Origin of the sequence: Peptoniphilus sp. HMSC075B08, assembly GCF_001815405.1 — a bacterium.
In the GTDB taxonomy this organism is placed as follows: Bacteria; Bacillota; Clostridia; order Tissierellales; family Peptoniphilaceae; genus Peptoniphilus_A; species Peptoniphilus_A harei.
Genome location: NZ_KV820437.1, coordinates 135474 through 159113 on the forward strand (window position 1 = coordinate 135474; position 23640 = coordinate 159113).

Below are 23640 nucleotides of genomic sequence, written 5' to 3' on the forward strand. Positions count from 1 at the left end.
TTTTAATGGAATATTTTTTACAGAGACTGCCAATTTTTTTAATAGATTTTGTAATTATATGTGTGGCACTTTATTATTCCCTAATTAGGAGTAATTTTCCCATTCACATGCTCCAATTAGAGGGCTACGACAATGATGAATACAAGACATTTTTGAAGAACAACAAGGAAAAGATGAACAAGCTAGTTTATAAGCTAGACAAAAATCAAAAGACTCCCATAGTTTGGACTGACAGGGCAAAGAGACTTTTAAAGAAGCACAAGCTTGTAAACTATATTGCCTTTGTCCTTGTAGTTGTTTTTTCGCTAGGTCTTTTTGATGGATCAGGATCCTATGTGATTTCAATTTTAGCTACATTGATCTTGTCATTTTTAATTTACTTTTACCAATATAGGCTACTAATTTTGACAAACAAGTGGGCAAAACCTACTGAAGATAAGATAAACATGGGCTTCTATAAGTCAGCTCAGGCAAAGATTAAAAAATTCAAGGAAGAAGATGGCCTAAAGGTCCTTGGAATTACAGGGTCTTTTGGAAAGACTTCAGTTAAATTTATTTCAGACACAATCTTATCTGAAGGCCTAAGGGTTAAAAACACACCATCATCCTTTAACACACCTATGGGACTTTCAAAAATCATCAACAACGAACTTAAAAGTGACAGGGAAGTTTTCATTGCAGAGCTAGGTGCCAAGGTTCCTGGAGAAATCCACGAGGTTGCAGAACTTGTCCAACCAGATATTGGGATAATAACTGCTATTGGGCCAACTCACATGCACCTTTTTAAGACAATTGAAAATATACAAAAGACAAAGTACGAGTTAATTGAAGACCTGCCAGAAGATGGGATTGCAATTTTCAACTACGACAACGACTATGTCAAACCCCTTGCAGACAAGACTAAGAAAAAGACTTATAGGTATGGAACTAAGGACTTTGACAAGCTAGATGTATATGCAGATGACATAAAAGTAAATGAAAGAGGATCAGAATTTGTCCTCCACATCAAAGGGGCAGGAGAAATTAAGTGTTCAACAAGACTTCTTGGAGTTCACAACATCTCCAACCTTCTTGCATCAGCGACTGCTGCCCACGTCTTGGGACTTAGTCTAGAAGAAATCCAAAGAGGAATCTCCAAGGTTGAGCCAGTGGAACACAGACTTTCACTTATTCCGTCATCAAATGACACCATAGTTATTGACGATGCCTTTAACTCAAACCCAGTGGGCTTTAGGGCTGCTCTCGATGTTTTGAGAGAATTTAAGGACCACAGGAAGATAATAATAACACCAGGCATGGTTGAGCTTGGAGATATGGAAGAAGAAGAAAATAGAAAAATAGGTCAAGTTATGGCAGATGTCCTTGATTTTGCAATTTTAGTTGGCAAAAAGAGAACTCTTCCAATCTATGAAGGCCTTAAGGATAAAAACTTTGATGAAGAAAAAATTTATAGGGTTTCTTCACTAGACGAGGCAACTCAGGTTCTCGCAAAGATTTCAATGGCGGGAGATGTCGTTCTCTTTGAAAATGACCTTCCTGATAATTACAATGAGGAGTGAAAAAATGGAAAATATAGGTGTAATCTTCGGAGGAAGATCCGTTGAACACGAAGTTTCTGTTATTACAGGAATGCAAATTATTGAAAATATGGATAAGTCCAAGTACAATCCTATTCCAATTTATATTACAAAAGATGGCAAGTTCTTGTCAGGAGAAAGTCTAAAGAACTTCAAGTCCTACAAGGACCAAGACTTCCACGATGGAGTAGAAGTCTTCTTCAAGCCAGAATATGGCAACAAAAACTTATACTATGTGAAGCACAATCCAAAGAAGTTATTTAAGGCAGAATACGATTCAGTAGAAGTTTACGAAAAAATTGATGGCATATTCTTTGCCCTCCACGGAACTTTTGGTGAAGATGGATGTACTCAAGGACTTTTTGAACTTATGGGCATGCCTTACACAGGCTGCGGAGTTATGTCTGCTGCTGTAGGTATGGACAAGGTCATTATGAGGAAGGTCTTTGAATCAGAAGACATCCCAATGACTAGATATAAGTACTTCTTCAGAGAAGAACTTAAAAACCTAAAGGGAGTTATAGAAAAGTGCAAGGACCTAAACTTCCCACTTTTTGTTAAGCCAGCTAACCTTGGCTCATCAATAGGGATTTCAAGAGTTGAAAATGCCCTTGACCTTTCAAAGGCTTTAGAAGTTGCAGCCCACTATGACAGAAAAATTATTGTGGAAGAAGCTGTTGTTAACCCAAGAGAAATTAACGTGGCAGTCCTTGGTTATGAAGATGACCTAAGGGTTTCTGCAGCAGAAGAACCTCTTGGTTTTAAGGACCTTTTAAAGTACGAAGATAAGTATGTTTCTGGTTCTAAGGGAGCTAAATCATCTCAAAAGCACCAAAACAAAAAGCTTCCAGCAGAACTTAAGCCAGAGCTTGAAAAGGAAATTAAAGAACTTGCAAAAAAAGCCTTCTCAGCAATTGACGGTGCAGGTGTTGCAAGAATTGACTTCTTAGTTGACGGCGACAAGGCTTATGTAAATGAAATAAATACCCTTCCTGGTTCCATTGCCTTCTACCTCTACGAGGTTGACGGACTTATGATCAAAGACTTAATCACAAGGCTAATTGAACTTGGCAAGGAAAGACACAGTGAGAGAGCTGCAAATAACTATTCCATTGATTCAAATTTATTTAATATGACAAGTTATGGAGCAAAGATTTAATGATTAAAGAAAAGATTTTAGGACTTATTGAAAAGTCAAAGCCAAGAACAAAAGATGAGCTTGCTAGGTTATTTAAAATTAAAAGCAAGGAGAAAAGAGAATTTAATAGGATTCTAGAGGAACTTGAAGACGAGGGCCTAATTTTCATGGACCACAGGAAGAAATATAGACTTGTGGACAATGACAAATTCTTTTTTGGAAAACTTCAAACAAATGCTAAGGGTTTTGGATTTTTGATAAGCGAAAATCTTGACGAAGATATTTATATATCAAAAAACAACCTTAACTCAGCTTTAAATGGCGATGAGGTAATCGTAAGAAGATATAGGGAGTCCTCTGGTGACAAGCCAGAGGGCAAGGTCCTCTCTATTGTGAGGAGGGTAAACACAAAATTTGTTGGAGTCTTTCAAAACAAAAGGGACTTTGGCTTTGTAGTATCAGATGAGAGCAAGATGGCCATGGATATTTATGTTCCAAAGAAGAAATTTAATGGGGCGAAGAACGGTCAAAAGGTTGTTGTAAAAATAGAAAAATGGCCAGAGGCCAATAAAAAACCTGAGGGAAGAATTGTAGAAGTCTTGGGATATCCAGATGATCCTGACGTCGATATTCTTTCTGTGGCTGCAGGCCTTGACCTTCCCATGGAATTTCCAAAAGCTGCCCTATCGGAAGCAAAGGCCCTTCCACAAAAAGTTAGAGAAGATGACTTGAAGGGAAGAAGAGATCTAAGAGACCTCACAACTTTTACAATTGACGGCGCAGATTCCAAGGACTTTGACGACGCAATTTCTCTTGAAGTTGCAGAAAACGGCAACTACATTTTGGGAGTTCACATTGCCGATGTGTCCCACTATGTTGAAGAATACTCTCCAATAGATGAAGAAGCCTTCAAGAGGGGGAACTCAGTTTATCTCTTAAACAAGGTTATACCAATGCTGCCCTTTGAACTTTCAAATGGAATTTGTTCCCTAAATGAAGGTGTAGATAGGTTAACTCTTTCAGTCCTTGCAGAAATTGACAAGAAGGGCCAAGTAGTAAAATATGAAATTCTTGAGTCTGTAATTAATTCTAAGAGAAGATTAGTTTATGAAAATGTCTCTGACTACTTAGAAAAAAATATTTCCCACCCATCTCTAAAGGGACTTGAAAAGACCCTAGACAAGATGTATGAACTTGCAAAAATCTTGGAAGACAAGAGAGAAAAGGGTGGCGCCATAGACTTTGACATACCAGAAGTCATAATAGAAGTTGACGAGGGAGGTTGGCCACAAGATATCCACAAGAGGGACAGGAGGACTGCCAACAAACTCATCGAAGACTTTATGCTTATGGCCAATGTCTGCGTGGCAAAGGAATATTATTTTAAGAAAATTCCATTTTTATACAGGATCCACGAGAGACCAAAGGATGAAAAAATTTCAGAACTCAACTCCTACTTGCGACCTCTTGGTTACATGATTAACTTTGACGAAGAAGTAGAGCCAAGAGATGTGCAAAAGGTTCTTGAAAAGGCAAAGGGGACTAAGGAAGAGATGTTTGTCTCAACTATGACCCTAAGGTCCATGGCAAAGGCAAGGTATTCTGAAGTAAATGACATTCACTTTGGCTTGGCCTTTGACCACTATTCCCACTTCACTTCTCCAATAAGAAGGTATGCTGACCTCACGATCCACAGGATCATTAAGAAGAAGATTGAGGGAAAACTTTCCAAGGGAGACATAACAAACTTAAAAGCAAACTTGCCAGACATAGCAGAGCAAGTTTCTAAGACAGAAAAAGTTGCCCAAGAAGCAGAAAGACAAGTTGAAGACATTAAGATGGCTGAATACATGTCTGAGAGAATTGGAGAAGTCTACAAGGGTAGGATTTCTTCTATCACAAACTTTGGAATGTTTGTTGAACTTGATAACCTAGTCGAAGGACTTGTGGGCTACAGGACCATGGACGGCTACTACGAGTTTGACCAAGACAATTACAGGGCCATTGACTACAGGACGAAAAAAGAATTTCACATTGGCGACGATGTGACAATAAAAGTTGTAAATGTTGACCTCAACATGGGCAACATTGATTTTAAAATGGTAGGTGATGAAGATGAGTAAGGATAAGAACAATGCAATAGCAAACAACAAAAAAGCCAGCCATCTTTATTTTATAGAGGATACTTATGAAGCAGGCATTGAACTTGTTGGGACTGAGGTCAAGTCCATAAGGGCAGGCCATGTCAACATCAAGGATGCCTACTGTGACATTAACAAGGGAGAAATTTTTGTATCAGGTATGCACATTTCACCCTACGAGCAGGGAAATATTTATAATGTGGATCCCATGAGGAAGAGAAAACTTCTCATGCACAAGGCAGAGATCCTTCGCCTAGAAAAAGTTAAGACCCAAGATGGTTACACAATCATCCCCCTAAAAGTTTATCTCAAGAGGGGCAAGGTCAAGGTCCTAATTGCCAAGGCCAAGGGTAAGAAACTTTGGGACAAGAGAGAGACAATGAAGAAAAGAGAAGTTGATAAGAAACTAAGACAAGCACTCAAATACTGAGTGCTTGTTTTTTATAATAATTTATTTTGATTTTAATTTTTTGTTTTCTTTATAATATTGAAAACATTCAAAGATGATAAATATACATGGAATTATAAAAAATAAATAATTGTCATTTTGAGAATAAGCGATATCACCTGATGCACCTATTGCATCTATGACATTAAATGAAATTAAAATAAGATAAAAATTATGTCCTATTATAGACTTTTTTATTAAAAATATTCCCAGTATGTTAAATGTAAGTAAGCTTATAAAATAATTAAGAGTATGATTTTTTCCGTCAAATTCATTAAAAGCTATGTGACTTCTGCTTGCAAAAGATACTTTATAAAGTAGATAGATTATTAAATAAATAGATAAATATTTTAAAATTTTTTTGCTTTTGTCATTCATTCTAAATCACCTTTAACCTTAAAATACATATAATATTTTCTACTTATAATATAAGCATACAAAATAAAATAATCTCTTTCAAGAAAAGATTGGCTTTTTAATTAATAAACAAAAAATTTATAAAAGCTAAAAACATTTAAATAATGGGTTAATGATTAAAAGAAATATATTTTTTGATATAATAAGCCCAGGTGATATTATGGCTTTTATCGAAGTTAAGGACCTTTCAAAAGTTTACAGGATTGGAGAAAGGTCTGTCATGGCAAATGATAAATTAAATTTTGAAATAGAAAAAAATGAGTTTGCAATAATTCTAGGTGCATCAGGTGCCGGCAAGTCAACCTTTCTAAATATTTTAGGAGGTCTCGACACGGCATCATCTGGTGACCTCTTAGTTGATGGCAAAAATATTGCAAAATATAGGGAAAGAGAACTGACAACTTACAGACGTTACGACATGGGCTTTGTCTTTCAATTTTACAATTTGATTCCCAACTTGACTGCTCTTGAAAATGTTGAGCTTGCCAGTCAAATTGTAAAAAATGCCAAGGACCCAGTTGAGGTTTTAAAGTCAGTTGGTCTTGGCGATAGGATGGACAATTTCCCATCACAATTATCTGGTGGAGAGCAACAGAGGGTTTCAATAGCTCGTGCCATTGCAAAAAATCCAAAACTTTTATTGTGTGATGAGCCAACAGGTGCCCTTGACTACAAGACAGGCAAGCAAATTTTAAAGCTCTTGCAGGACCTTACTAGGACAACGGACACAACTGTGGTTCTAATAACCCACAACTCTGCAATTAAAAATTCGGCAGACAGGCTAATTGAAATTTCTGACGCCAAGGTAAAGGATGTTTTTGTAAACGACGACCCAAGGGACATAATGGATATAGAATGGTAGGTGGAGGGTGAAAGCTCGCGACAAGGATAATCTCAGGGAGATAAAAAATTCCCTACCGAGATTTATTTCAATAATGATAATTGTCTTCCTCGGAGTCTTTGTCTTGATTGGACTTATTTCTACAGGCAAGGTCATGAGGAACACAATTGATGATAAAATTGAAAAATTAAATCAAGAGGACCTAAAGGTTTCCGTTCCCATTGGACTTGAAGCTAAGGACCGACAAATTATCGAGGACCAAGAGGACATCAAGGAGCTTGAATACGGTTATGACAAGGATGTCTTTCTTGATGGAGACCCAACTGTTATAAAAGTTTTGAACATGCCCTATGAAATTTCCAAGCCTGAAATAATTGAGGGAAGAGAACTTGAGGGACCTGATGAAATTATTTTGGACTCTAGAATGAAAAAGGCTGGGAGCAAAATTGGGGACACAATAAGCTTTAAGGAAGACAACGACGATGATGAGGACAATGACCTAAAGAGGCTTTCCTTTAAGGTTGTTGGCTTTGCAAATTCTCTGGACTTCCTCCAAGAAAACAATGCAACTTACTCAGAAAGAGGTTACGGGCAAATTTCTTATTTTGCCTTCATTGACGATGGAAATTTTTCTGGTGACCCAACTCTTGCAAGGATAAAATTTTTGGGGACTGAAGGCTTAAAAACTTCTGACAAGGACTATGTTGACTACATGGATAAGAAGAAGAGGGCCCTTAAAATTGACTTGAAGTCTAGACCCAAGGAAAGACTTGCCTCAATCCAGGGGGGAATCTCAGATAAAATCACTGACGCAGAGGATAAGATTAACGATGCAGAAACTAAGCTATCTGATGCTAAGGACAAGCTAGTCAAGGGGCGAGAAGACCTCAACAAGGGTAAGTCCGACTACAAGGAAGGCCTTGACAAGTACAATGAAGAAAAGGAAAAAGCAGAGTCGGAAATTTCTAAAAATAGGGACAAGCTTTATAAGGCATCTGTGGAAATCGATGACGGTGAGAGAAAGTTAATTGATGGCTACGAAAAATTATCTGATGGCAAGAAGAAACTTGATGATGCCAAGTCTGAATTAAATTCTGGAAGAAAGAAGCTGACAGAGGGTAAGGAAAAGTACCAAAAAGGACTTGGAGAAGTGGAAGCTTCAGAAAAAGCCCTAAGGCAAGGAGAAGACCAGCTAGCTGATGGAAGAAAAAAGCTTGATGATGGTTGGGACAAAATCGAAGAATCGAGAAAAAAACTTGCTGATGGTATGGAAAAGTATGAAGAGGGAGAAAGAGAATACCAGGATGGCATTAATAAGCTTGAAGCTGGCAAAAATAAATTAGTTTCCCAAATGGGGGCTTCTTCCTATGAAGATGCTGTGGAAAAAATCTACGCCCTAGACAAGGCCTTGGAAACTGGAGAAGAGCTTGTAAAAAAACTTCCGACTATTGAAGATGAAATTGCAAAAACTTCTTCACAAATAAAGCAAGTCGATAGTGGCCTTTCACAAATTAATGGACAAATTTCTTCCTTAAAAAATTCTTTAAATAATCCCGACCTGTCTGATGAAGATAGACAAAATATAGAGGGACAAATTGCAGGTCTTGAAGGAAAAAAATCTGAACTGGAAAAGAATAAGGCTGACTTAAATAAAAAGTTAGACTTCCTAAAGACATCAAAGGAAGAAATTGACAAGGCAGTGGAAGAAATAAATAAGGAAGTCCCTGGTGGAATCACAGGCAACTTGTCTGACTTAAAGGCAAAATTAAAAGAAGGCAAGGCTGGGATTATAGCTATCCAAGAAAATGAAAAGAAACTTGCAGGAGCAAGGGCCACTCTTGATGCCAGCAAAAAGCAAATTGAAGAGGGAAGAAAACAACTTGAAGATGGGATTGCTGAAGCAGAAAAGGGAGAAGCCGACTATGCCAAGAGCAAGGATGAAATCGAGAAAAACAAGAGAAAACTTCAAGAAGCCAGAGAAGAATTAGAAAAGGCAAAAAACAAATTAAATGAATCAGAAGAAAAATTAAATAAGGGAACTGCTGACTACGAGTCTGGAAAAAAAGAATACGAGGAAAAGTATGATGAATATGTGGAAGGCAGGGAAAAACTTTCAAGAGCCAAGGAAAAGTACTTGTCTGGAAGAGATGAACTAGACAGGGGCCAAGAAAGACTTGATGAAGAATTAAAAACTGGCAAAGACCAGTTAAATGATGCCAAGTCAAAACTCTATAAGGCAGAAAAAGATTTGAAAAAGGGCGAAGATGAATACCAAGACAAGTCCCAAGAAGCTGAAGAAAAAATTTCTGACGCAAGAGAAAAAATTGCTGATGGAAGAAAATATCTAAGTTTAATCAAACAGCCTCGCTACACAATAACCCCAAGGCACTTGTCGACAGACATCAACACCTATCTTGACTACGCAAAGAGAGTTGACGGTCTTTCCTTTATCTTCCCAATATTTTTCTTTGCCATTGCCCTCCTAGTTTGCTTTACAACAATGACTAGGATGGTGGATGAAAACAGGCTTGTAATCGGAGCCTACAAGGCCCTTGGCTACACCAAGAAAGAAATTGGAAGGAAGTTCTTCCTCTATGGGTCACTTGCATCATTAATCGGTGGGACCTTGGGAGCAATTTCTGGTTCCTACATCTTGACCTATATAATTGGAAACGCCTACTCAACGAAGACGATCTTTGAAAATAAATTATTAATAAATATCTTTCCACTAAGAGTTATCTTCGCTATTGTCATTGGATTTTTATTCACAAGCGTAGCTGCCATGATAACAGTAAATAAAAATCTAGATGAAAAGACAGCCGACCTCTTAAGAGCAAAGGCACCTTCTAAGGGAAACAGGATCCTTTTGGAAAAAATTCCCTTTATTTGGAATAGGATGAGCTTTTTAGCAAAGGTAACAGCGAGAAATCTTTTCTTGTCGAAGAAGAGGATGTTCATGACAGTGGTGGGAGTAATGGGTTGTGCAGCCCTCTTAGTCCTTGGATTTGGTATATCTGAATCAGTAAAGGACGTTGAGACCCTACAATTTAAAAATATTTTGAAGTACGACCTGTCAATACTTTATGACAAGGACCTAGATGAAGACTCTTACGAAGAATACAAGAAGTCCTTGGCAGAGAAAAACTTGGACTACACAGAGTCCTATCAAGAATTATTTACAGTTGACTACAAAGAAATTGACCAGTCAGTAAATGTCATAGTTCCAAGGGACAAGGCAGATTTCAAAAACTACGTATCCCTTTTTGACAGAGATACTAAAGAAGAATTAGAACTGCCAAAGAGAGGTGCCATAATTACAGAGAAGTTGTCCAAACTTAAAAAGTTAAAAGTTGGTGACCCACTAGAAATTAGAGACGTCTATGGAAATGAATTTGAAGTAGAAGTCACCGGAATCAGTGAATTTTATCTTGGACACAATGTCTACATGGATAGGGACTACTTTGAAAAAGTAACGGGATCAGATTTCAAGTCCAACACAGACCTAATAAAAGTTCCTAAAGGCTTTGACAAGGATGACTTTATAAAGTCAACAATAGAAAAGAAGTCCGTCTTTAATATAGGAAATGTTGGCGACATGAAGGATGTATTGAATCAATTCCTGTTTTCAATAACTAAGGTTGAGATAATTATCCTAATAGTGACAACAATTTTGGAAGTCGTAGTCCTCTACAACCTCACAAACATAAACATCGAAGAGAGGATAAGAGAAGTCTCAACAATAAAAGTCCTTGGTTTTTATCCAAGAGAGACAACCTCATACATTTACAAGGAAACCTATATCTTGGCAATAATTGGAATCATAATTGGACTGGGAGTTGGAAAAATCCTCCACTACTCAGTTCTACAAATAGTAGTTCCATTTATGGCCATGCTGCCAGAAGACTTGAGCCCAAGACCCTTCATCTTGGCAGGAATAATAACAGCCCTTGTAAATACACTTATAATGATAATCTTTCACTACAAGATAAAGAAGATAAAGGCCATAGATGCCTTGAAGTCAAACGAATAAGATGGGACATAGGATTTGAAAAATAAAATCTGATAAACAAAAAGCAAGTGTTAAAGACCACTTGCTTTTTTTGTGGATAAATTTCAAACTTATACGAAGTTATCAAAAAATAACAAGTAAAAATTGTTAAAAAGGGAAAAAACACCTGTTAGATTTTGTTAGAAAAAGCTGATACTATAATAGCGTAAAGTAATAAAGAGTTTAAATTAATAGAAAGGAGATATTTGATGAAAGTAGAAATAATGGATTGCACCTTAAGAGATGGTGCAAATATAGTTGGGAATGGATTCTCTTCAGAATTAACAGATAAAGTTTTGATGACACTTACAAAATGTAAGGTTCCTTATATAGAATTTGGAAATGCAGGTGGTATAGGTGCTTATGAAGTATCTAATTTTACTTCTGCTTTGAAAGATGAGGAATATTTGAAAATAAGTGAAAAGTATTTAGGTAAAGAGTCAAAATTAGGGATGTTTCTTAATGGTTCTAGATATGTTGAAAAATATGTTGATTTAGCAAAAAATTATAACTTAGATTTCTTAAGAGTTGGAACAAATGCCGATGATTATGAACAAGCTCTGCCAATTATAGAAAAAATATGTAATTCAGATATTGAAGCTTACTACTCTTCTATGAAAGCCTATATAGTAAGTCCTGAGGGTATTGTAAAAAGCGCAAAGGAATTAGAAAAGGCAGGACTAAAGATTTTCACAATAATGGATTCTGCTGGTACAATGACTCCAAATCAAGTAGAGAAGTATATTTATCAATTAAAAGAAAATACAAGTATGAAGATTGCATTTCATGGACATAATAATTTAGGTTTATCTGTTGCAAATGGATTGGCTGCAGTAGATGCAGGAGCTGATATAATCGATTGCGGTATTTTTGGTATGGCGAGAAGTGCAGGTAATATACCAACAGAAGTTATGATAGCTAATTTAGAAAGAAAAGGAGTAGAGCAAAATATAGATTTTTATGATTTACTAAAAGAATTAGAAGATATAATACCGCTTTTAGAAAATATAAATTTTAAAAACTTCATCAAGCCTTTAGATTTAGTGTTGGGATTAAGTGGAGCGCATTCAAAGAACACTCCATTATTTGAGAAAACTGCAAAAGAATTAAATGTTGATTTGTTTAAATTAATAGTAAAAGTATCAGAAATTAACAAGAAAAATCCAACTGAGGATTTAATTAAAAGCATCGCTGAAAAATTAGGAGGACAAAATGATTAAAGTTGCCCTTGCAGGTAGATATCCTAATAAAACCTATGAAAAAATAAAAGATGTCTTAGATTCAAATTATGTTGAACTAGTTAAAGTTGACAATGAAGAAGAATACAATTCTATGACAGATGCAGAAATAATTATTCTAAGAGTATTTAAAGCACCAAAAAATATAATTGATAATAACAAAAATTTAAAAATGATTATGCGTTGGGGAGCTGGTTATGATTCAGTTAACGTGAACTATGCAAGTGAAAAAGGGATAATAGTAACTAATACTCCAGGTGCTAATGCATCATCTGTTGCTGAGCTAGCTATTTTATTAATGCTCTCTGTAGGAAGGAAAATCATGGCTCATCAAGAATGCATAAAAAATGGAGTTTGGAGCAAAAACACTTTTTTAAATGAATCCTTTACGCTTAATAATAAAACTTTGGGAATAATAGGTGCTGGTAATATTGGAAAGGGAGTAGCGACTAATGCTCAAATCTTTGGTGCGAAAACACAATATTTTGATGAATACAGACTTAGTGAAGATGATGAAAAAAAATATAAATTAAAGTATAAGAGTTTTGATGATATATTAAGAACTTCAGATATTATAAGTTTGCATATACCTTTGACAGATGAAAACTTTCATTTAATAGGGAAGGAAGAAATTGAGAGGATGAAAAAAGGCTCAATAATAATAAATACATCTAGAGGTGGCTTAATTGATGACAGAGCTTTGCTAGAAGCTATTGAGTCAGGAAAATTATTAGGTGCAGGACTAGATGTTGTTGAGAATGAGCCTTTAAATAAAGATGATGGCCTTTTAAAAAATCCGAATATTATCGTAACACCTCATATTGGTGGAGGTACAGCAGATATATCAGATATTATAATACCTATGTTATCAGAAGATATAAATAAGTTTATAAAAAAAGATAAAGTTGGACATATTGTAAATCCTGAATATAAAAAAAATAATTAAGAAAAATTTTAATTTTTAAATAAATATTCTTGTAGATTTATATTCTTAATATTTTCAAAATGATCAATTATAAGAGATTGAAAATATTTGGCATATGAACTCATATATCGATCTTTTTGAGTTATAAGTGAAATAGGTCTTAGGACGTACTCGTCATTATGAACTAATGGAAATAAGTTCATATCTTTTGTAACGTCATCTTTTAAACATATCAAAGTTGCGTGACTAACAAAGCAAGCAGACAAAGAATTTGAACAAAAAGGTAGTATCAATTGAGAGTAAGTACTTGAAAAAGTAATTTTAGGTTTTATGTTTTTTTCTACGAAGAAGCTTTCTATTTTATTCCCTAATCTGTTAGACATCATGGAAAAGGGTAATTTTTTAAAATCTTCAACGCATGCACCTTTTTGAGATTTTTTCTTTAGAATGTCAAAAGAATTTGGATAGTATTCTTTTAACAATTTATCTGTAACACATAGATATATTTGGTCATCCATTAGCTTTATTGATTCAATATTTAAACCAGGTTTTTCACTAATAACTATAGCGAAATCCAGCTCATTATTTACAATTAAGGGTTCAAGATTTTGAGATATGTCGTCAACATATTTAATATGCACATTAGGAAATTCCTTTGTAAAGACAGGAAAAATCCTAGGCAATGATATAGTTGCTCTAGATATACTTGCGCCAAATCTTATTGATCCAGATAAGTCTTCATTGATATCAGAAAACATATCTTCTAAGTCTCTATTTTTTAATAAGACTTCCTTAGCAAATATTAAAAGTCTTTCACCAGCATAGGTAAGAGTAACTTTTGGCTTCCTGTTGATTAGTTTAATGTTGTAATAACTTTCTAAAGATTTGATGTTATTGCTTAAAGTTTGCTGCGATATGAATAATCTTTCGGCAGTCTTTGTAAAGTGCAAATCTTTTGATAATTCAACAAAATAATATAGACTTAATAGATTCATAAAAAACCTCCACAAGAAAAACTTGTCAAAAAATGAAAAAAATCAAAATTGTCTTTAACATAGGTAAATGTTACCATAAACTTAAAGATAAAACAATTGGAGGAAGGAAATATGAGAATAGGTTTTGTAGGATTCGGCGAAGCTTCCTATAGTTTAGCAAATGGGCTAAGTAGTGAAGGCTTAAAAGATATGAAGGCATACGATGTAAATGTTTTCGATAATGAAAAAAATGCATTAATAAAAAAAAGATCACAAGAATTAAATATAGATGTTACAGATTCTTATGAGAAATTCTTTGATGATAGAGATTATGTTTTTGTCGCTGTACCAGCTTTTGTAGCTTTGGATGCATGCAAAGAAATAAGTAATTATATTAAAGAAGGATGCACTTATGTAGATGTTAGTGCCAGCTCTCCAGCAGTTAAAGAGAAATGTAATAATTTATTATATGAAAAAAATGTAACATATCTTGATGCTTCAATGTTAGGTTCACTACCAAAACTAAAACATAAAGTTCCTTTTTATGTAAGTGGAAAAAATGCTAAAAAATTTATTGAAGACTTTGAAAAATTTGGAATGAATATTACTTATGTAAATGAAACTCCAGGATCTGCAACTTCAATAAAACTAATCAGAAGTATTTTTATGAAAGGATTATCAGCACTAATGACTGAGTTAGTTATGGCTGCTGACTCTTATGATGTTTCTGATTATGTACTTGGTTCTATAAGTGATAGCATGGATGGAACTAGTTTTATGAGTCACTTAAATAGAATTGTGACTGGATCAGCTATTCATGCAAAAAGACGTGCTTTTGAATTAGGTGGAAGCATAGAAATGTTAGAAAACAAAGAGTTAGATTCACTTATGAGCGTTGCTACTAAGAAAAAACTTGAGATTTTATCAGGTTATGATTTCTCTAAAGTAGCTGAGAAAGATACAAAAACATGGGAAGATGTTGTAAGCATATTAAAGGAGGAAGACAAGTAAAATGGCAGTAGGAAGAAGAATTTATCTAAAAAGAGAGTTGCCAGACAAAAAACTAATTGATGAGTTTAAAAAAATTCCTGCATCTAATACAGGAGATGTAATGGGGAGGAATTCAGCAATGAATCCTAGAATAAAACTCGTTAGTAGTCCAAAGGAACAAATGATGTGTGGACCAGCCTTAACTGTTAAATGTAGAGCTGGAGATAACCTAGCATTGCATGCTGCATTAAATATTTGTCAAGAAGGCGATGTTCTTGTTGTATCCAATGAAGAGGACAATACGAGAGCATTAATGGGCGAAGTAATGATGGCCTATCTGTTTGAAATAAAAAAAGTTGCTGGAATTATACTTGATGGACCAATTAGAGATATTGATGAAATAGGAAATTGGGATTTCCCTGTATATTGTACAGGAACAACTCCTGGTGGGCCTTATAAAGAAGGGCCTGGTGAAATTAACGTTCCGATAGCTTGCGGAGGAATCTCAGTGAACCCTGGAGATATTATTCTAGCTGATCCAGATGGTGTAGTAGTTATACCAAAGAATGATGCTGAAAAAATTCTAGAAGATGCAAAAGAATTTAAAGAAAAAGATGAAGCAAAACTTGTTAACACAAGAAAACACAATATAAATAGAGATTGGGTTGACAAGTTATTAGAAGATAAAGATTTTGAAATTATTGATGACATTTATAGTTATTAAATTATTAGGAGGATATTATGAAAAAGAAAATTGTTAAATTATTTACTTTAGCTACATTAAGTTGTTTATTATTTACAGCTTGTAATAATAGCAATAATAAAGATGCTTCTACATCTGATAGTGGTGTTGATTGGCCTAAAGATACGGTAACAGTTGTAGTGCCATACAGTGCAGGTGGAGACACAGATACTTATGCAAGACAAATGGCAATGCAGTTACAAGATGATTTAAAGCAAAACTTTGTTGTTGTTAACACTACAGGAGCAGCGGGTGTAGTAGGTGCGTCAAGTGTATTAGATGCAAAGCCAGATGGAAATACTATGCTATTTAATCATACTGGAGCTGCGCTAGCTCAAGAAGCAGCTAATGCTAATGAATTCTCCTTTATTGATGATTTTGATATCGTGGCGTCTGTAGCTGAAGATGACACTTATACTTTACTAGCAAAAACGGGAAGTGAGTTTGATAGTCTTGATAAAATGATTGAATGGGCTAAACAAAACCCTGGAAAATTAAGATACTCAAGCACTTACTATGGTGCAACACATGCTGTTGCATCTCAAATGGAAAAAACTATGGGTATTGAACTTGATAAGATTGACGTAGGTTCAAGTACAGCTGAAAGATTAACATCTTTTATTCAAGATCAATGCGATATTATTGTAGTTAACTTTATGAATGTTGCAGATTATGTTGAAAAAGGTGACTTTACAGTTCTTGGAGTATGTTCTGAGGAAAGACTAGAAGGATTAGAACAATTCCCAACATTAAAAGAACAAGGATATGATGTTGTATTACCAAAAATATATGAAGTTAGATATCCTAAAGGAACTGATCAAGCTATTATTGATAAATTATCTGAATCTATTAAAAAAGTAACAGAAACAGATGAATTTAAAGAAACTTTGAACAAATATTATGCAAAACCTCAATATAGAGATGGAAAAACTTCAATTGAAGAAGATAAGCAAGAAGTTCAAAAATTAAGAGAATTATTTGGAATAAAATAATTGGAGAGAATTATGACTAAAAAAGTAAAAGAAATATTGATTTCTGTTGTATTCATGCTTGTAGGTATATTTATATACATACAAGCTATGAATATTGAACCACTTATGAAAAATGAACTAGGTTCTGGTTATTTCCCTAAAGTGGTTGCAGGAACTATGATAGTTTTATCTATATTAAATTTATTTTTAAATTTAAAAAAGACACATATAGAAGATGAAAATAACACAAAGAGTGATTTATTCGGTGGATTATCTACAATAGCCCTAATAGGGATTTATTCCCTGCTTTATCAAAAAGTAGGTTTTTTAATTGGAACATCTTTATATTTGTTTTTACAAATATTAATATTAGCTCCTAAAGAAAAAAGAAATATTATGTTATTTGCAATAATATCAGTTGTATTCTCAGTTTTTGTATACTATTTATTCACAAGAATAATAAACATGCCTTTACCTAAGGGTATCTTTGGTTTTTAAGAGGAGGAAATTATGATATTAGAAGCAATGACTATGATATTCAATCCCTTCACACTATTATTAATATTGATGGGAGTTGTTATTGGTATAGTATTTGGAGCAATACCAGGTCTTTCTGCAACAATGGCCTTGGTTTTATTCCTGCCTATGTCTTTTGGCATGGATCCAATGAATGGAATAGCTTTACTAGTTGGTCTATACCTTGGTGGAATTTCAGGTGGACTTATTTCTGCTATATTATTAAAAATGCCAGGTACGCCTTCATCAATTGCTACTTTATTTGATGGTGCACCTATGGCGGAGAATGGTGAAGCTGGTAAAGCATTAGGAACAGGTATTTTAGTTTCATTTATTGGTGGTCTACTAAGTATATTTGCCTTGATGTTTATATCGCCAGGACTTTCTAAAGTTACATTGTTATTTACTTCAGTAGAATATTTTGCAATAGCAGTTTTTTCACTAACTATAATTGCAAGTTTATCTGGTGACTCTATAATTAAAGGTGTGTTATCGGGATTACTTGGACTTGTTTTTTCATTGGTAGGGTTAGCACCAATAGATGGTGTTAGAAGATTTACTTTTGGAATGTCTAAATTATATGGTGGATTCGAAACAGTAGTTATACTTATAGGGGTTTATGCGGTAACTGATATAATTATAGCTGGGTTTAATAGAAAATCTATAGTTATAAAAGCAGAGAAAACTCCTTATAATTTAAAAGGCTTTGGTATTAGTTTTAAAGAGTTGAGAGAAAACTGGTTTAATATAATTAGATCAGCTCTTATTGGACTAGGTATAGGAATTTTGCCGGGTATAGGAGGTTCAACAGCTAGTATATTAGCTTATACTGCAGAAAAGAACAGCTCTAAAAATCCTGAGTCATATGGTAAAGGAAATATTAGGGGGTTAATAGCATCAGAAAGTTCAAATAACGCAGTTATTGGTGGCTCATTAATACCATTAATCACTATGGGAATACCAGGAAACGTAGCAACAGCTGTATTTTTAGGTGGATTAACAATTCACGGTATTTCACCAGGACCACTGATTTTTGACAAGAGTGGGAAATATGTATATGGAATTTTTATAGCTCTGTTAGTTGCAAATGTATTTATGTTAATCTTTGAAAGAGCTGGTTTAAGATTTTTTGTCAAATTACTAGATATTCCTAAATATATATTACTTCCTTTAGTATTGGTTTGCTGTATCTTAGGTGCATATTGCGCTAACTTTACATTGTTCGATGTAATCTGTGTTTTCTTATTTGGTTTAATGGGATTTGTATTTAAAAAATTTGATATCCCGACAACTCCTTTAATAATAGGATTTATTTTAGGTGGTATGACTGAATTGAACTTAAGACAAGCATTGATGCAAAACAAAGGTGACTGGATGATATTTTTACAAAAACCAATTTCATTAATATTCTTAGCAATAGCTGTAATTTCTGTTGTTTTTACATTAAGGAAATCAATGAAACAAAGAGCTAGTTAATTTAAAAGTATAATAAATCCTTGATGAAAGAGTGCGAAGCGTATGTTTCGTGCTTTTTCTTTTTTTAAATTTATTAAATTTAAAAAATAATATATTTTAAACAAAAAAATGGAGCCTTATTCAGGCTCCTTAATTTTTTGTTTAAAATATATTATTTTTTTATTTTAGTAATTTAACTATTATTAAATTACTATTTTTAATTTTATCCTCTAACTCTCTTGTTATCCTTGTCATAAAACACTCTATCGCATAGTTTCCCTTGGATGCTTCCTGCTTTTGTTTTTATTTCTACTTCTTTGCCTTCCACTGCCTTATCTTTTTCTATAATGCAGTAGCCGATGAATTTTTCTACTGTGTAGCCGTAAGTGAATTTTGTTACCTTGCCGATTTTTTTGCCGTCAAGTAAGACTTCGTCGCCTGCTTCTACTTGGCCGTCTTCTAATAATTCAAATCCAAAGAGATAACGAGTTACATTTTCTCTTGCCTTTAGGAGTGCTTCTTTGCCAATGAAGTCACTGTCCCAATCTACTGTCCAGCCGTAACCAACTTCAAGTGGGTTTGCTCCTTCAAGGTCACTCATAAGAACGTAGCCTTTTTCGCCTGGAAGACTTCCAACGATTACATCTGTAGTAATGTTTACGAGGTCAAATTCTTTTCCAGCTTCTTTGATTTTCTCTTCTAAGATATCTTTTTTATCTGATTGTACATATAGTTCGTAGCCAAGTTCTCCAGTGAATCCTGCCCTTGCCACCATAAGGTCCAAATCGCCAAGAGAGTTGTCTTCGATTGTGAAGAATTTTAAATCTGAAATGTCCTTGTCCACGATTTTATTTACAAGGTCCTTGGACTTTGGTCCTTGAATAGCAAACATTGTAAGATTATCTGTGATGTCCTTGTAATCTACATCAAAGCCATCTTTAAACTTGTCGAACCATTCTATCATCTTGTCGATGTAGAGAGTAGAGATCAAAAATTTATCTGCTTCTAGTCTAAAGACAATTACATCGTCAATAATCTTGCCTTCCTCGTTTAGCATTGTTGTATAGACAGCGTGAGTGTCTTTCATATTTTTTATATCATTTACAAACATCTTGTCTAAAAATTTTGCTGCATCCTTGCCCTTAACATCTAGGACTTGGTGAGTAAAGTCGTAATAACCAACGTCTGATCTAACAGCTTCGTGTTCTTTTCTTCTTAAAGCATCATTTTTCATAAAATCACTTTCCTTTATCAATTTAAAACAATACTCTACATTACTATCATACCCTTGAAAGATTTTAAATAACAAAAGCTTTAGAATAAAGAGATTTAAAAATTATTTGAAAGTGAAAATTAAATTGGACTTTAGAAATAAAAGCAAGTTGGTAAAAATAAGCTTAGTCATTATTTTAAAAATATTTTTCTTAGAAAGATAATAATAAATTATAAAGTCACTTGCCTATAAAAGGTAAGTGTATATACACTTGACTTGTCCTGTATGCTTCATTGTAATATAATTTTAAGTAAAATTTATTAGGAGATTGGTGAAATTGAAAAATTTAGAAAATTTAAGTTTAGAAGAAAAAATTGAAATATTAAAAAAATTAAAGGAAGAGAGAGATGCTGTTATACTTGCCCACTACTATGTTGATGAAGAGATCCAAGCTGTGGCTGACTACATAGGAGATTCTTTCTTCTTAGCTCAAAAGGCTACAGAACTCAAGGAAGAAACCATAGTCATGGCAGGAGTCTACTTCATGGGAGAAAGTGTTAAGATTTTAAATCCAAGTAAGAATGTTTTGATGCCTGATCTTGGAGCAGATTGTCCCATGGCTCACATGGTTAGCGTAGAAAAAATTAAGGAAATGAGAGACAAGTACGATGACCTAGCAGTTGTAACTTACATAAATTCTACTGCAGAGATCAAGGCTTACTCGGATATTTGTGTCACATCTTCTAACGCTGCAAAGATTGTAAATAAATTAGAAGAAAAAAATATATTTTTTGTACCAGATAAAAATCTTGGGGCTTATATTAAAAAGTCCTTGCCAGATAAAAATGTCATTTTAAACGACGGCTACTGTCCTGTTCACGATGAGATAGATCTTGAGGATGTGAAGGCTTACAAGGGGAAGGTAAAAATTTTGGCTCATCCAGAATGTAGGAAAGAAGTCTTAGACCTTGCTGACTTCATTGGATCTACAAAGGCAATCATTAATGAAGCAGGCAAGTATGATGACGTCTTAGTTGTCACTGAAGAAGGAATTTTTACTGAGTTAAAGAAAAAATATCCAGATGTTAAATTTAGGAAGCTTGCCAAGGGAGCAATTTGCGATGACATGAAAAAATTAAGTGTAGATAAGATTATTGAAGTCTTAGAAGAAAATAAAAATCAAGTTGAAGTCCCAAGAGAAATTAGGGAAAAAGCTTTGAAGCCCCTAGAAAAAATGTTGGAGTTAGGCGCATAATATGAAAAAATTTGATGTTTTAATTGTTGGTTCAGGTCTTGCTGGAGTCAGCACTGCCCTAGAGTTGAGTAAAGATTATAGGATTGGTCTTGTAACAAAGAAAAAGTTAGAAGATTCAAATTCTTATCTTGCTCAAGGAGGGATAAATGTATTAAGAGATGGTGACGACAGACAAGTTTTTATAGAAGACACCATGAAGGCAGGCCACTACAAGAATAATTTAAAGTCAGTTGAGACCATGGTGGACAAGTCCCAAGAGGCAATTGAGTTTTTAATGGACCTTGGTGTTGAGTTCACAAAGAAGGATGGAGGACTTGATTACGCAAGAGAGGGCGGTCACTCTGCATCAAGGGGCCTTCACATTGACGATGAAATAGGCAAGGGAATCCTAGATGTCCTCTACAAAAGGCTAAGAGAAAGATCAAATATAGAAATATTTGAAGACACTTCCATACTTGATCTTATTGTAAAAGATGGCAAGTGTTACGGAGCAAGGTCTCGTGATGAAGTTTTTATTTCTACAAATGTAGTTCTTGCAACTGGTGGATTAGGTGGACTCTTTGACAAGTCAACAAACTTTCCTCATATCTCAGGCGACGGACTTGCCATTGCAATAAAAAATGGAGTCAAGATAAAGGACATTTCTTACATTCAATTTCATCCAACTTCACTTTATGAAGAAGGAGTTGAAAGGCAACTTTTAATTTCCGAATCTGCAAGGGGAGAAGGGGCAGTCTTGCTTAATCACAAGGACCAGAGATTCACAGATGAAATGAAGCCAAGAGACATTGTTGCAGGAGCCATAAAAAATGAAATGGAAAAGGAAGGAGTGGACTTTGAGTACTTGTCAATGAAGCCCCTTGGAGAAGAAAAAATTCCCAAGAGATTTCCAATGATTTTTGATGAGTTGAGGGACAGAGGAATTGATCCAAGATATGAAAATATTCCAATAGTTCCCTGCCAACACTACACCATGGGAGGAATTCTTTGTGACATAAAGGGAAGGACTAACCTAGAAGGCCTCTTTGTTGTTGGTGAAGCTGGCAATGTTGGTATCCATGGGGCCAATAGACTTGCCTGCAATTCACTTCTTGAGTGCGTGGTTTTTGGGAGGATTTTGGCAGATTTCTTAAACGAAAATAAACTTGAAGAAAAAGAAGTAGACTTTACAATTGACACAAAAGACCTTGATGGAGAAGATAAGAAAAAAATTATTTTTGAAAGGATAAGAGAAGATGAGAGAGCTAAAGCCAATCTTAATTGACAAGTATATACTTGCTGCCCTAAGGGAAGACATGACTAGTGGTGACATAACAACAGATTCAATCTTAAAAGATGAGAAGGCTGAAGTAAATTTAATTGCAAAGGACAAGGGAATTCTTGCAGGCCTTGATGTATTTAAGAGGGTCTTTGAAATCTTGGACGAAGATGTGACCTTTGAATTTTATTTTTCTGATGGAGACCAAGTTAAGAATAAGGACTTAATCGGAAAAATAAGTGGAAGGGCCAAGGCAATCCTTGAAGGAGAGAGGACAGCCCTTAATTTCTTGCAAAGGATGAGCGGGATAGCAACTTACACTAAAAAAATGGTTGACGCCCTAGATAGCGAACATGTAAAAATTCTTGATACAAGAAAGACAACTCCAAACATGAGAATTTTTGAAAAATATGCAGTGACTCTTGGTGGAGGATACAACCACAGGTACAATTTATCTGATGGAATTATGTTAAAGGACAACCACATAGACGCTGCTGGTGGGATAAGAGAAGCAGTTGAAAAAGTTAGGAGCCTCAATCCCTTTGTAAAGAAAATTGAAGTCGAAGTGGAAAATTTTGACCAAGTGAGGGAAGCACTAGAAGCAAAAGCTGATATAATAATGTTAGACAATATGGAAATAGAAGAGATAAGAGAAGCCTGCAAGATAATTAATAAGAGGGCCATCATTGAGTGCTCAGGAAATGTCAGCCTAGAAAATATTAATTCTTATAAGGACCTAGATATTGATTATATTTCTTCGGGTGCCATAACTTACAGTGCAGGAGTCTTGGACCTTTCCATGAAAAATTTAAAAATCTATTGAGGGAGATATGTTGGATCCAAAATCAAGAAGAGAAGATTTGTTACAATTTTTATACGAAAATCAAAAGCCCATGTCGGGAGAGAACTTGGCAAAAAAGTTTGATGTCACAAGGCAGGTTATAGTCCAGGACATGGCAATACTCAGAGCTAGCGGCAAGGACATTGTGTCAACTAATAGGGGCTACTACTTAAACGAAGCCAGGACCCAAAAAGTTTTTAAGGTCAAGCACAGTGACAAGGACATAAAAAAAGAACTAGAAGCAATTGTTGACCTTGGTGGACTTGTTAAGGACGTCATGGTCCACCACAAGGTTTATGGTGAAATAAAAAAAGATCTCAATTGTTCATCGAGAAGGGACGTAAAAATTTTTTTAGAAAAGATGAATGAAGAAAAATCCAAACCCCTTGACGTGCTAACAGGTGGAGTTCACTATCACACAGTTGTAGCAGAAAATGAAGAAGTTATGGAAGAGATAGAAGTGGTATTGGATGAGATGGGATTTTTATTAGAAGACTAAAGAGTTAGGAGACTAGCTCTTTTTTTATTGTCTTGAATTAAAAGAAAAAATTAACAAGACAAAATAATTTACACAAAATTTACAAAAGACTTCTTGGCAATTTACAAATCAAAATTATAATGACCATGAAATAAAAAATAAAATTAAATTTTG

At 34.6% G+C, this 23640-nt stretch carries 19 protein-coding genes; 17 read left to right on the forward strand and 2 right to left on the reverse strand.

Going from position 1 to position 23640, the window contains the following annotated elements:
- Window positions 1-5: 5 nt before the first annotated feature.
- From murF to HMPREF3023_RS02780, 8 genes are all read left to right on the forward strand, one after another.
- The gene (gene murF / locus HMPREF3023_RS02740; protein WP_070700361.1) at window positions 6-1559 is read left to right on the forward strand and encodes a UDP-N-acetylmuramoyl-tripeptide--D-alanyl-D-alanine ligase; all 1554 of its coding nucleotides are present in this window, start codon (window positions 6-8) and stop codon (window positions 1557-1559) included.
- A 4-nt stretch (window positions 1560-1563) separates the two neighbouring features.
- Window positions 1564-2736: a D-alanine--D-alanine ligase family protein gene (locus HMPREF3023_RS02745; protein ID WP_070700364.1), complete on the forward strand. Its 1173-nt coding sequence runs from the start codon at window positions 1564-1566 to the stop codon at window positions 2734-2736.
- Window positions 2736-4838: a ribonuclease R gene (rnr, locus tag HMPREF3023_RS02750; protein ID WP_070700367.1), complete on the forward strand. Its 2103-nt coding sequence runs from the start codon at window positions 2736-2738 to the stop codon at window positions 4836-4838. Before HMPREF3023_RS02745 ends, rnr begins: the two co-directional genes overlap by 1 nt.
- Window positions 4831-5286, forward strand: a complete 456-nt coding sequence (gene smpB / locus HMPREF3023_RS02755; RefSeq protein ID WP_083315496.1) for an SsrA-binding protein SmpB — start codon at window positions 4831-4833, stop codon at window positions 5284-5286. The genes rnr and smpB overlap by 8 nt, the downstream gene beginning before the upstream one ends.
- 595 nt (window positions 5287-5881) lie before the next feature.
- Complete coding sequence (locus tag HMPREF3023_RS02765; protein ID WP_070700376.1) at window positions 5882-6583, forward strand: ABC transporter ATP-binding protein; 702 nt, start codon at window positions 5882-5884, stop codon at window positions 6581-6583.
- Between the two features lie 7 nt (window positions 6584-6590).
- Entirely contained in the window at window positions 6591-10592 is a 4002-nt protein-coding gene (locus HMPREF3023_RS02770; protein ID WP_070700379.1) for an FtsX-like permease family protein, read from the forward strand.
- Window positions 10593-10819: 227 nt separating this feature from the next.
- A complete protein-coding gene (locus tag HMPREF3023_RS02775; protein ID WP_070700382.1) occupies window positions 10820-11830 on the forward strand; it encodes a beta/alpha barrel domain-containing protein in 1011 nt (336 codons plus the stop codon).
- Complete coding sequence (locus HMPREF3023_RS02780; protein ID WP_070700385.1) at window positions 11823-12794, forward strand: 2-hydroxyacid dehydrogenase; 972 nt, start codon at window positions 11823-11825, stop codon at window positions 12792-12794. Before HMPREF3023_RS02775 ends, HMPREF3023_RS02780 begins: the two co-directional genes overlap by 8 nt.
- A gap of 8 nt (window positions 12795-12802) precedes the next feature.
- Here HMPREF3023_RS02780 and HMPREF3023_RS02785 read toward each other — a convergent pair whose 3' ends face one another.
- Window positions 12803-13768: a LysR family transcriptional regulator gene (locus HMPREF3023_RS02785; RefSeq protein ID WP_070700388.1), complete on the reverse strand. Its 966-nt coding sequence runs from the start codon at window positions 13766-13768 to the stop codon at window positions 12803-12805.
- 111 nt (window positions 13769-13879) lie between these two features.
- Here HMPREF3023_RS02785 and HMPREF3023_RS02790 point away from each other — a divergent pair, with 111 nt between their 5' ends.
- From HMPREF3023_RS02790 to HMPREF3023_RS02810, 5 genes are read left to right on the forward strand one after another with little or no spacing between them, the layout of a single operon-like run.
- Window positions 13880-14758, forward strand: a complete 879-nt coding sequence (locus tag HMPREF3023_RS02790) for an NAD(P)-dependent oxidoreductase (RefSeq protein WP_070700391.1) — start codon at window positions 13880-13882, stop codon at window positions 14756-14758.
- A gap of 1 nt (window position 14759) precedes the next feature.
- Window positions 14760-15461: an RraA family protein gene (locus HMPREF3023_RS02795; RefSeq protein ID WP_070700394.1), complete on the forward strand. Its 702-nt coding sequence runs from the start codon at window positions 14760-14762 to the stop codon at window positions 15459-15461.
- Between the two features lie 17 nt (window positions 15462-15478).
- Window positions 15479-16471, forward strand: coding sequence for a tripartite tricarboxylate transporter substrate binding protein (locus HMPREF3023_RS02800; RefSeq protein WP_070700397.1), 993 nt, complete (start codon window positions 15479-15481; stop codon window positions 16469-16471).
- A 12-nt stretch (window positions 16472-16483) separates the two neighbouring features.
- Window positions 16484-16948: a tripartite tricarboxylate transporter TctB family protein gene (locus HMPREF3023_RS02805; protein WP_070700399.1), complete on the forward strand. Its 465-nt coding sequence runs from the start codon at window positions 16484-16486 to the stop codon at window positions 16946-16948.
- Between the two features lie 12 nt (window positions 16949-16960).
- On the forward strand, window positions 16961-18442 hold the full coding sequence (locus HMPREF3023_RS02810) for a tripartite tricarboxylate transporter permease (protein ID WP_070700402.1): 1482 nt from the start codon (window positions 16961-16963) through the stop codon (window positions 18440-18442).
- A gap of 202 nt (window positions 18443-18644) precedes the next feature.
- Here the strand turns inward: HMPREF3023_RS02810 and HMPREF3023_RS02815 are convergent, their stop codons facing one another.
- Window positions 18645-19730 (reverse strand): aminomethyl transferase family protein, encoded by a 1086-nt coding sequence (locus tag HMPREF3023_RS02815; protein WP_256373638.1) that lies wholly within the window; start codon window positions 19728-19730, stop codon window positions 18645-18647.
- A gap of 241 nt (window positions 19731-19971) precedes the next feature.
- Between HMPREF3023_RS02815 and nadA the strand changes: the two genes are divergently transcribed.
- From nadA to HMPREF3023_RS02835, 4 genes are read left to right on the forward strand one after another with little or no spacing between them, the layout of a single operon-like run.
- Window positions 19972-20889, forward strand: a complete 918-nt coding sequence (gene nadA, locus HMPREF3023_RS02820; RefSeq protein ID WP_070700410.1) for a quinolinate synthase NadA — start codon at window positions 19972-19974, stop codon at window positions 20887-20889.
- 1 nt (window position 20890) lies between these two features.
- Complete coding sequence (locus HMPREF3023_RS02825; protein ID WP_070700412.1) at window positions 20891-22153, forward strand: L-aspartate oxidase; 1263 nt, start codon at window positions 20891-20893, stop codon at window positions 22151-22153.
- Window positions 22125-22970: a carboxylating nicotinate-nucleotide diphosphorylase gene (gene nadC / locus HMPREF3023_RS02830; RefSeq protein WP_070700414.1), complete on the forward strand. Its 846-nt coding sequence runs from the start codon at window positions 22125-22127 to the stop codon at window positions 22968-22970. Before HMPREF3023_RS02825 ends, nadC begins: the two co-directional genes overlap by 29 nt.
- Window positions 22971-22977: 7 nt before the next feature.
- Window positions 22978-23487 carry a transcription repressor NadR gene (locus HMPREF3023_RS02835; protein ID WP_070700417.1) on the forward strand — a complete coding sequence of 170 codons (510 nt, stop codon included), beginning with the start codon at window positions 22978-22980 and terminating at the stop codon, window positions 23485-23487.
- Window positions 23488-23640: the final 153 nt, after the last annotated feature.